General features: G+C 38.8%; 8 protein-coding genes, 1 tRNA gene and 1 pseudogene. 1 reads left to right on the forward strand and 9 read right to left on the reverse strand.

All coding sequences use genetic code 11. The annotated features are described in order from the left end of the window. Window positions 1-74 precede the first annotated feature (74 nt). The 6 genes from AACL61_RS08730 to gap form a co-directional block, all read right to left on the reverse strand. Window positions 75-1,619, reverse strand: a complete 1,545-nt coding sequence (locus AACL61_RS08730; protein WP_339111258.1) for a ClC family H(+)/Cl(-) exchange transporter — start codon at window positions 1,617-1,619, stop codon at window positions 75-77. A 118-nt stretch (window positions 1,620-1,737) separates the two neighbouring features. Beyond that, window positions 1,738-3,120 carry an amino acid permease gene (locus tag AACL61_RS08735; protein WP_035159750.1) on the reverse strand — a complete coding sequence of 461 codons (1,383 nt, stop codon included), beginning with the start codon at window positions 3,118-3,120 and terminating at the stop codon, window positions 1,738-1,740. Window positions 3,121-3,315: 195 nt separating this feature from the next. Next, window positions 3,316-4,638: a phosphopyruvate hydratase gene (eno, locus tag AACL61_RS08740; protein ID WP_003666443.1), complete on the reverse strand. Its 1,323-nt coding sequence runs from the start codon at window positions 4,636-4,638 to the stop codon at window positions 3,316-3,318. A 90-nt stretch (window positions 4,639-4,728) separates the two neighbouring features. Beyond that, a complete protein-coding gene (tpiA, locus tag AACL61_RS08745; protein WP_102816880.1) occupies window positions 4,729-5,478 on the reverse strand; it encodes a triose-phosphate isomerase in 750 nt (249 codons plus the stop codon). A gap of 118 nt (window positions 5,479-5,596) precedes the next feature. Then, on the reverse strand, window positions 5,597-6,802 hold the full coding sequence (locus AACL61_RS08750; RefSeq protein WP_102816881.1) for a phosphoglycerate kinase: 1,206 nt from the start codon (window positions 6,800-6,802) through the stop codon (window positions 5,597-5,599). A gap of 90 nt (window positions 6,803-6,892) precedes the next feature. After that, window positions 6,893-7,900: a type I glyceraldehyde-3-phosphate dehydrogenase gene (gap, locus tag AACL61_RS08755; RefSeq protein ID WP_003666436.1), complete on the reverse strand. Its 1,008-nt coding sequence runs from the start codon at window positions 7,898-7,900 to the stop codon at window positions 6,893-6,895. Window positions 7,901-8,168: 268 nt separating this feature from the next. Here gap and AACL61_RS08760 point away from each other — a divergent pair. Further along, window positions 8,169-8,240 (forward strand) — tRNA-Arg (locus AACL61_RS08760). Between the two features lie 158 nt (window positions 8,241-8,398). Here the strand turns inward: AACL61_RS08760 and clpP are convergent. The 3 genes and pseudogenes from clpP to AACL61_RS08775 form a co-directional block, all read right to left on the reverse strand. Then, complete coding sequence (gene clpP, locus AACL61_RS08765) at window positions 8,399-8,992, reverse strand: ATP-dependent Clp endopeptidase proteolytic subunit ClpP (protein WP_003666435.1); 594 nt, start codon at window positions 8,990-8,992, stop codon at window positions 8,399-8,401. Window positions 8,993-9,156: 164 nt separating this feature from the next. Then, window positions 9,157-10,113 (reverse strand): annotated as a pseudogene (locus AACL61_RS08770) (IS30 family transposase). Window positions 10,114-10,245: 132 nt separating this feature from the next. After that, window positions 10,246-10,377: a hypothetical protein gene (locus AACL61_RS08775; RefSeq protein WP_003666430.1), complete on the reverse strand. Its 132-nt coding sequence runs from the start codon at window positions 10,375-10,377 to the stop codon at window positions 10,246-10,248. Between the last annotated feature and the right edge of the window lie 374 nt (window positions 10,378-10,751).

Consider the following 10,751-nt stretch of genomic DNA (forward strand, 5'->3'; position numbering starts at 1 on the left):
AATAAGTAAATTGGTCTACAAAAAAGATTTCCACGACCAGATGAATTATTCATCCAACCTATGAAAATCTTACACTAACCATAATGCGCAGCCCGACTTATCTCATGGTAAGCTTGTCTAGTAGTTGCTGAATTGGCCCGCAAAATTAACGTATCGCCAGCTTGCAGCTTTGTTTGACCATTCGGAATGATCTTTTCTTCTCCCCGATAGACAACCATCACAATACAATCAGTTGGCCATGGAAAATCTTTAATTTTACAACCATCCAACTGGGCGCCAGCATAAATGGTAATCGACATCGTAATATCCTCTTTATAGCGTGCTGGTTGCGGATTATTTCCAATAAAGGCGTTAAACATTGCTGTATATACTGGTTCACCGTGTAACGCATCCACAACAAGATAAGCTACTACTGCTACCAAGGCTAATGGCATTAAGTGCGCAAGTGAGCCAACCATTTCAGTAATTAATAAAATAGCAGTAAATGGCGCCTTACTAATACATGCAAAATAACCTGCCATTCCATAGATAATAAAATTAGGTAAATATCGAACTGGCATTAATCCCAAATGAACCATTAACGCACAATAGACTGCGCCTAAAATAGCGCCAAGAGTTAAAATTGGCAAAAATATCCCACCTGGTAATTGCGAACCATAACTAATCATTGAAAATACAAAGCGAAGGACAAAAAGCCCCACAAAAAGCGCTAAAGAAAATGGCAAGGAACGTAAAATAATAATTAATTCATTTCCCCCGCCCAACGTGATTGGAAAATACCAGGCGATAGGAATAACCAGCAAAAACGGAATAATTGGATAAGCAATAGGAGATAGTTTAGGAATCCGTGCCGTCCAACCATTCAAATGCAAAATAACAATTTGGTAAAGCCGCCCTAAGATACCTAATAAAATACCAAGCGCGATCAAATGCCAATAAAGATTATTAGGAAGCATATGATTATAAGGAACATTCAAAACCGGTCGTAAGCCAAAAAACTGCATCGAAACCATATTAGAACAAAGCGAACTCACAAATGTTGCCAACCAAATTACCGGTGAAAAATTATGATACACTTCTTCCAAAATAAAGATAGTCGCAGCGATTGGCGCATTAAAGGCTGCAGATAATCCTGCTGCTGCTCCACTTGCGATCCCTATTTGGCGATTAAGGTGCCCTACTTTGGCCTTTTCCTCTACTCCTTGCCCAATTGTTGCCCCAAGTTGAATTGATGGTCCTTCACGTCCGAGATATAATCCAGATCCAATGGCGAAAATTCCGCCGAGAAATTTTCGCCATAACACTGGCCACCATTTTTCATCAAATTGGTTAGTCAACTGTCCCTCAACCTGTGGAATCCCCGACCCTTTTATATCAGGATAGGATTGAGCTAACCATCCTAATAATAATGCTAAAATAATTGATCCAATTGTCCATGGTATTAGCCATAATGGATGAGAATGAAAATATGCAAAACTTGCTGTTACTAATTGTAAAAAGTGTTGAATTATGAGTCTAAATACACTAACTACTAAACCAGTCAATATTCCAATAATGATCGCCCGAATTAGTTGATTGAACTGATTATAGCGATGAAATACCTCTTTTCTACTCTCCATTGTTCTTCTCCAATTTATTAAAAGTCTACATGCCATTGTACTACATGAGCTTAGTGAGACGAAATTAATTTAAAAATAAAATAGAAGCCAGGGATTTTTTCCTAGCTTCTTATTTATCTTATGCTTTTTCGTTTTTAAAACCATGCCGAACAAGGTATACAGTGACTGCTAGAATCAATACTGCAGCACCAACAATAACCGAAATCCGTGTGTCAGGATTAATAAACATAAAGATAACGATCACAATCAACATGAGAAATGCAAAATAATTTGAAAATGGATATAGTGGTAATTTGAATGGATGATCAACCATCAAGTCTTTATTATTACGACGGAAACGTAATTCTGCTAGTAAAATTACAAACCATGGAATCATTCCAGGTAAAACAGAAGAACTGAAGACAACCACGAACATATCAGCAGTTGAATGGCTATAAGTTGCCGAAATCATATCAATAATAAAGCCAATCAAAATACCACCGGAAATACCAAGGATGGCAGCATCGGGAACGATCCGTTTTGAAAGACGACCAAAAATCTTAGGAGCATCCCCTTCATGAGATAGCTTAAACAGCATCCGACTTGAACTGTAAATACCCGAATTAGCACCTGATAATGCAGCGGTTAAAACCACAAAGTTAATGATTGATGCTGCAGCTGTAATTCCGACCTTAGCAAAAGTAGATACAAATGGTGATCCAACACTGCTTAATTCATTCCAAGGATAAATTGTTACAATTACAAAAATTGCGCCAACGTAGAAAATTAAAATCCGGAATAAAACAGACTTAACAGATTTAACAATTGCTTTTTGCGGATTTGCTACTTCCCCGGCAGAAATTCCTAGCAATTCGATTCCTTCATAAGATCCAACGATAATTGACATTGAGAAGAAGAAACCACTCCAGCCACCAGTGAAAAATCCACCATGAGACCAAAGATTGCTGAAACCGGTTGGATGACCGCCATTACCAAAACCAAAGAAGATAATCATAAATCCAAGTAAGATCATAAAGATAATAGTAATAACTTTGATCATCGCAAACCAAAATTCAAGCGACCCATATGCTTTTGCACTCGCTAAATTAGCGAGGACCAAGAAAATAATAATAACAATTCCAGCTACCCAAGTATGAAGGTGTGGCCACCAATATTTAAGGTATTCAGTTGCTGCTACTACTTCAGACATTCCTACAACAATATACTCAAATACGTTAGCCCATTTAGCAAGGTATCCAGCTACTGGATGAACATATTCAGTTGCATAATCCGCAAAAGAACCTGTTCCAGGATTAATGTAAATCATCTCTCCTAACGCTCTCATAACAATATATAGAATTAAGCCGACAAACGCATATGCGAGGATAACAGATGGCCCTGTCCACTTGATTGTAGATGTTGATCCCATAAACAGTCCAACACCAATCGCTCCACCAAGGGAAATCATTTCCATCTGACCAGCAGTCATCGAACGATTAAGTTCTGGTGCCGATTTTTTCATTTGTATCAGTATCCTTTCATTGTATTTAACTTTTAAAGATTATATTATATTTCATACTAAATTCCAACACTTCTTTCTCATTATTTTTTAATATAAATGATGTAATCGTTTTTAATCTTAATTAAATAATTTGTAACTAAAAAGAACTATGGAATTTTCTCCATAGTCCTTTTGATTTTTAACTAATGCTTAAAATTAACGATTTTCGATGTCTTGACGAGCTTGTTGACTCAAGTTGTAGAATGAGTGGATCCCCTTGTATTGAGCAACATCACCAAGTTGATCTTCAATCCGCATTAATTGGTTGTACTTAGCAAGACGGTCAGTCCGGCTCATAGAACCAGTCTTGATTTGTCCAGCGTTTGTAGCAACAACCAAGTCAGCGATAGTAGTGTCTTCAGTTTCACCAGAACGATGTGAAACGATGGCAGTGTAACCAGCTTCCTTAGCCATTTCGATAGCTTCAACAGTTTCAGTTAAAGTACCAATTTGGTTAAGCTTGATTAAGATTGAGTTAGCAGCACCCATTTGGATACCCTTCTTCAAGTAATCAGTGTTAGTTACAAAGAAGTCATCACCAACAAGTTGAACCTTCTTGCCTAACTTATCAGTAATAGTTACCCAATCATCCCAGTTGTTTTCGTCAATTGGGTCTTCAACAGATACTACTGGGTACTTTTCAATAATACCGGATAAGTAGTTAATCCATTCTTCAGTGGTGTATTCTTCACCAGTTGACCAACGAAGCTTGTACTTCTTGTCTTCGTCGTTCCATAATTCTGAAGCGGCAACGTCAAAGGCAATGGCAATGTCCTTACCTGGCTTGTAACCAGCATCTTCAATAGCCTTGATTAAGTATTCAAATGGTTCTTCGTTGTTAGCAAAGTCAGGAGCAAATCCACCTTCGTCACCAACAGAGGTTACTTTACCAGCAGCTTCCAATTCCTTCTTCAAGGCGTGGAAAGTTTCTGAACCCCAACGAATAGCTTCACGTACAGTTGGTGCACCAACTGGCATAATCATGAATTCTTGGAAGTCAACCTTGTTATCTGAGTGAGCACCACCGTTAATAACGTTCATCATTGGTGTTGGCAATACATGAGCGTTGAAACCACCAAGGTAGTTGTAAAGAGGTACTTGTAATTCGTCAGCAGCAGCCCGAGCAGCAGCTAATGAAACAGCTAAAATAGCGTTAGCACCTAACTTACCCTTGTTTGGAGTACCGTCTAACTTAATCATTGCCTTATCGATAGCGATTTGGTCAGTAACTTCCATCCCTACGATTTCCTTAGCAATAATGTTGTTTACGTTTGAAACAGCCTTTAAAACACCCTTGCCGCCAAAACGGTTCTTGTCGCCGTCACGTAATTCAACAGCTTCGTGTTCACCAGTTGAAGCACCTGAAGGAACGATACCGCGGCCTACACCACCGGCTTCTGTGTAAACTTCTGCTTCAACTGTTGGGTTACCACGTGAATCAAGGACTTCACGTGCATAAATATCTGTAATGAGTGACATTTGATGAATCTCTCCTCTGTCATTTATTTGGAAAGCAATTCCACTTAACATTGTATTATTTTACACAATTAAAAACAAGCATTTAACCGCCTAATGGTGAACTAATTGTAAAAATGTTTCTGGATTTAAGCTCGCCGCTCCGACTAAAGCACCATCAATATCATTTTTTGCCATTAGTGCATTGATATTAGATGTTGTCACACTTCCTCCATAGAGAATTCGAACATTATTTGCAACTTCATCGCCATACATATCACTAATCGTCTGGCGAATAAGGTAACAACCTTCCGCCGCTTGTTCTGGATCAGCACTCTCGCCTGTTCCAATCGCCCAACTAGGTTCATAAGCAACCGTAACATGACAAATTTCGTCATTGGTCAATCCATGAAGATCAGCGAGAATTCGGCTCACCACCCAATGAACTTTCTTTCCAGCAACTCGTCGACGCATAGTATCATCACAACAAACAATCGGACATAACCCGTTTACTAATGCTGCCTTCACTTTTTTATTAATTAATTCATCAGTTTCATTAAAGTAAGTTCGGCGTTCAGAATGGCCTAAAATTACATGATGGATTCCTGCTTGGTATAAAGCATATGGACTTGTTTCACCAGTATAGGCTCCTTCATTCTTATAATAGCAGTTTTCTGCCATTATTTTTAACGGAGATTCTTTAGCCGCTTTAACCATTGGTACCAAACAAAGAGTAGGAGCAGCAATTGCTGTTTCAAGTTGGTCGGCAGGTGGAAGCTGATTTTTTATTTTTTCGATAAAAGAGACAGCTTCTTGTACATCCTTATGCATTTTCCAATTGCCAGCAATAATCGGTACTCTCATTATTTGACCCTCCTATCTACCATTTTATTGTTAATACCAAGATACGGTAAGAGGCTGAGAAAAGCAAAAGTTTTCTCAGCCTCTTATATAAGAATTATAAATAGTAGTTAAACATTAATTATTTGTCAGAAATTACGGCAATTCCAGGCAATTCTTTACCTTCAAGGTAAGTTAATGATGCACCACCACCAGTTGAAATGTGAGTAAGCTTATCAGCAACACCCAATTCCTTAACTGCAGCAGTTGAGTCTCCTCCACCAACAATTGTTGTAGCATCTGTTAATGTACCAAGGAATTTACCAATTTCAAGCGTACCCTTAGCAAAGTTTGGCATTTCAAATACACCCATTGGTCCATTCCAAACAACAGTCTTGGCATCTTTTAATACGTTCTTGAACTCTTCAACAGACTTAGGACCAATATCAAGAGCCATCCAACCGTCGTCAATATCACCTTCAACAACCTTTGTATCAGCATCATTGTTGAACTTATCAGCTACTACATTATCAATTGGCAATACAAGCTTATCGCCAGCTTTGTCTAAGATTTGCTTAGCAACGTCAATCTTGTCTTTTTCAACAAGTGAGTTACCAACCTTGATTCCCTTAGCAGCGTAGAAGGTATAAGCCATTCCACCACCGATAATAATCTTGTCTGCCTTGTCAAGAAGGTTATCAATAACACCAATCTTATCAGAAACCTTTGCACCACCAAGAATGGCAACAAATGGACGTTCAGGATTATCTACTGCATCACCTAAGAACTTGATTTCCTTTTCCATCAAGTAACCAGCTGCTGCTTTGCCTGGCATGTTAGTAGCAATACCAACATTAGAAGCGTGCTTACGGTGAGCTGTACCAAAAGCATCATTTACAAATACATCACCAAGAGAAGCCCAGTACTTACCTAATTCAGGATCATTACCAGATTCACGCTTTACATATTCGCCATCCTTAACGTCTTCGTAACGGGTGTTTTGGACAAGTAAAACATCACCATTCTTCATGTTGTCGATAGCATCTTCTAATTGCTTACCTTCAGTAACTGGAACAAATGTTACTGGCTTGTTTAGTAAGTTAGAAAGACGTTCTGCAACTGGACGAAGTGAAAGTCCAGGCTTATCTTCTTCTTTTTTAATTCGGCCAAGGTGTGAGAATAAGATTGCTCGACCACCATGGTCAATAACATATTTAATTGTTGGTAAAGCTGCAACAATTCGATTGTCGTCACCAACAACGCCGTCTTTAATTGGAACATTAAAGTCAACACGCATTAATACTTTCTTGCCTTCTAAAGGAAGGTCTTCAACAGTTAATTTAGCCATTGTATTATGTCTCCTCTTCTCTTGATAAAAAAAGGCGGGCGGAGTAGTCCTCCTCCCACCTTAATCAAATTAGTTTAATTTTACTTCAAATTAAAGAGTAGCAAAGTGAAGTAAAGTCCGGATCATGTTGCTAGTGAAACCGTATTCGTTGTCATACCAAGCAACAGTCTTAACTAATTGTGAACCATCGTCACCTTCCATAATTTCAGTTTGGGAAGGATCGAATACTGAACCGTATGTTGAACCGATAATATCAGTTGAAACAATTTCATCTTCAGTGTAACCGAATGCTGGGTTAGTAGCCTTCTTCATAGCATCGTTGATTTGGTCAACAGTAACCTTCTTGTCCAAAATTGAAACAAGTTCAGTTAATGAACCATCAACAACACCAACACGTTGTGCGTGACCTGAAAGCTTACCGTTTAATTCAGGAATAACTAAACCAATAGCCTTAGCAGCACCACTTGAGTGAGGAATAGTGTTTACACTTGCAGTACGGTTGTTACGCATCTTCTTACCACGAGGACCATCAAGGATAGCTTGAGTAGAAGTAAATGCGTGGATAGTAGTCATAGTACCAACCTTAACACCAAATTCGTCATTTAAGACCTTAGCCATTGGTGCCAAGCAGCTAGTAGTACATGAACCAGCTGATACGATAATGTCATCCTTAGTCAAAGTATCAAGGTTAACACCAGGAACAACAGTTGGGATGTTACCAGCAGGTGCTGAAATCAATACACGCTTTGCACCAGCGTCAATGTGTGCTTGTGACTTTTCAGCAGAAGTGTAGAAACCAGTACATTCAAGAACAAAGTCAACACCATCGTTCTTTACCCAAGGAATGTTACGAGCATCGCGTTCAGCGTATACAGGGTATTCCTTACCATCAACAACAATACCAGTATCAGTAGATGTAACTTCACCTGGGAACTTACCATGAGTTGAGTCATACTTAAGTAAGTAAGCCAACATAGAAGGAGTAGTCAAATCGTTGATTGCAACAACTTCAATATCATTTGTGTTAAGTTCGTGAATCCGACGAAATGCTAAGCGACCAATACGGCCAAAACCGTTAATACCAATTTTTACAGTCATACTGCAAATTCCTCCTTTAGGAAAAAACATAATTAGTGTACTTGCTTAGTTTATCACATTACATCAGCATCGCAACTCTCAACCATTGTAAGTGACGCAGTGGTAAGGTCTAAGCAATAATACAACTCCTACGATACTTATGATACCATCTTCAAAAAAATTGTCTATTCAATCACAACATTTTTCTGATGTAAGCGTTATTTTAATTAAAATTTTCAAATAATGCTTGCAATTCATTCTTATTTAAGATAGTATAATATTTGTTGACGCGCCCTTAGTGTAATGGATCGCACGTGAGATTCCGGTTCTCGAGATCCGAGTTCGACTCTCGGGGGGCGCATTTTTATAAGGCTGTTGAATTTTTTCGACAGCCTTTTTTCATTTTTAAGATATTACAGTCGCCACAAGGCTGTTAATTTCCACGCACGTTTTGATAATAAAAAAGATCTCCGTCATTCGAAATTAATCGAATAATTGGAGATCTTTTTAATTATCACTTTACTTTAATTTTGAATTATTTTCCATTACACCATCAAGTAAGCCGTAATCTACTGCTTCTTGTGCTGTCAAGTAATGATCACGTTCAGTATCAGCCTGAATCTTCTCGATAGGTTGACCAGAATTCTTAGCAAGGATTCCGTTAAGCATCTTCCGTGTCTTCAAAATTTCAGTAGCAGCAATTTCGATTTCAGTCTGTTGACCTTGAGCTCCACCAGATGGTTGATGAATCAAAACTTGTGAGTGTGGTAATCCAAAACGCTTACCCTTAGCACCAGATGATACTAGTACACTGGCCATCGAAGCAGCCATTCCGATTACAATAGTTTGAACATCAGCCTTAATAAAGTTCATGGTGTCATAAATTGCCATTCCTGAGGTAACAACTCCACCAGGTGAATTAATGTATAAATAAATATCTTTAGTTGAGTCTTGCGCATCAAGGAATAAAAGTTGCGCAACAATTGAATTTGCCATTTCGTCTTCAATTGGACCAGAGAGCATAATGATACGGTCCTTCAGAAGCCGTGAGTAGATGTCATAAGCACGTTCACCACGAGATGATTGCTCAATGACAGTAGGTACTAAATTCATAATATGGCCTCCTTAATAAATTAGCACTCGTTAGTCTTATATGCTAACGGATAATAATACTATACTCGATTGGTCAAAAAAGGTCAAATGTTTTAACTATTATTTAATATTTTTTTGCAAAATATTCTTGACCATTTAATTAAATCCCGAAATGTCAATTTAAGTTAGAAAGAAAATAGTTGCTCATCAGTGACGTAAGACATGAATACTTCATATGGAGTTCGATAGCCTAGTGATTTACGGGGCAGGTTATTTCGCTTACTCATCAGTTGGGTTACCAATTCATCAGGAAGGTTGCGGAAATCTAGCTGTTTCGTTAAGCCATCCCGGCGTAAAAGACCGTTGTTGTTTTCGTTCAGCCCTCGTTGATTGGGAGCACCAACCTCGGCAAAGTAAGTGTGAAGGTCAAATTGATTGGCAATCTCGCGCCAGCCGGCGAATTCTTTTCCGTTGTCAAAGGTAATCGATTTGAAGAAGTGCCACGAGAATTTCCGAAGCCGCTGACTTAAGTGTTGGTTAATCGCATCAGCCGTCTTTTTGTGCACATTGAGTACAATTTCGACCTTCGATTAGCGTTCGGTCAGGGTCATTACCGCCCCTTGGTGCTTTTTGCCTTGGACGGTATCAGCTTCAAGGTGCCCAAATTCAGTGGCATAGTGCGGAAAGTCCTTGGCACGCTCGTGAATACTTCGCCCCAATTGGCCAACCTTCCCGCGGCGCTCGACATAGCCATTCGGGTGCCGCTTACCTCGCATCGGCAAGGAACGGACATCGAAGCCGAACTGGCCACGTTCAAACATCCGGTAAAGAGTTCGCTGGTTACAACTAATTGGGCGCTCAGCGCGCCCAATAATGGTATCAGGCGTCCACCCCTGGGCAATTTTGTCGTTGATATAAGTGAGTTCAGCCAGTGACAACTGAGTACGTTTTCGGCCACAACGTTGCTTATTGCGCATATAGTGATCTTGATAATCAGCAATTAAGGCACCGGTTTCCAGGTAACGATAAACGGTTTCGGAACAACGGTTGATCATTTGGGCCACTCGGTACGCTTTAAGCTTTTGCACGAAAGAATGGGCGATGATTGTCAGCTCGTTTGTGGTAAGATGGGTGTAAGTCATTTGTGGTTTCCTTTCTTTTNNAAAAGAAAGGAAACCACAAATGGCTTTTCTATTTTTCTAACTTAATTTTACAAACGGCGCTATTAAAAAATAAAAGCTATGCACTGAATTGCATAGCTTTTATAGACTGAATTACTTTTCTTCAGCTGGCTTTTCCTTAGCCCACTTACGAATAGCTTCGATCTTCTTTTCTTTTAATGCTCGCTTGTACTTTGAAGCGATTGGGCGACGGCCTTGTACGCCGTATGGGTGTGCTTTACGCATGTTACTTTGCCTCCTTTAATATTAAACGTAAATTAATTAACGTTCCAATTATACCGGTCATTGTTTTAAAAAGCAAGTCTCCCTTAATCCAAAACAACTATCCCGTGAATGCATTTCCAAAATTTAACAATTTATCTAACTTTGATAAACGATTAACTTTGCTATTACATTAGTAATTTCAGCAATCAAACTATACCAATTTAGATAAGCATTATTCAAACACCGATATTATAATAGTTAACTTTTAGACCAATTGTAGTATGATACAAAATGTAGATGAAAGGTTAGTGTAAGATTTTCATAGGTTGGATGAATAATTCATCTGGTCGTGGAAATCTTTTTTGTAGACCAATTTACTTATTTACAAAAAAAGA

It is taken from the genome of Limosilactobacillus reuteri subsp. porcinus (assembly GCF_036621895.1).
Classification (GTDB): Bacteria; Bacillota; Bacilli; order Lactobacillales; family Lactobacillaceae; genus Limosilactobacillus; species Limosilactobacillus reuteri_J.

Excerpts from the sequence above, each read along its gene's own strand:
- eno (WP_003666443.1), bottom strand. The coding sequence starts at position 4,638 with ATGTCACTCATTACAGATATTTATGCACGTGAAGTCCTTGATTCACGT.
- AACL61_RS08750 (WP_102816881.1), bottom strand. The coding sequence starts at position 6,802 with ATGGCTAAATTAACTGTTGAAGACCTTCCTTTAGAAGGCAAGAAAGTA.
- tpiA (WP_102816880.1), bottom strand. The coding sequence starts at position 5,478 with ATGAGAGTACCGATTATTGCTGGCAATTGGAAAATGCATAAGGATGTA.
- AACL61_RS08730 (WP_339111258.1), bottom strand. The coding sequence starts at position 1,619 with ATGGAGAGTAGAAAAGAGGTATTTCATCGCTATAATCAGTTCAATCAA.
- clpP (WP_003666435.1), bottom strand. The coding sequence starts at position 8,992 with ATGAATTTAGTACCTACTGTCATTGAGCAATCATCTCGTGGTGAACGT.
- AACL61_RS08775 (WP_003666430.1), bottom strand. The coding sequence starts at position 10,377 with ATGCGTAAAGCACACCCATACGGCGTACAAGGCCGTCGCCCAATCGCT.
- AACL61_RS08735 (WP_035159750.1), bottom strand. The coding sequence starts at position 3,120 with ATGAAAAAATCGGCACCAGAACTTAATCGTTCGATGACTGCTGGTCAG.
- gap (WP_003666436.1), bottom strand. The coding sequence starts at position 7,900 with ATGACTGTAAAAATTGGTATTAACGGTTTTGGCCGTATTGGTCGCTTA.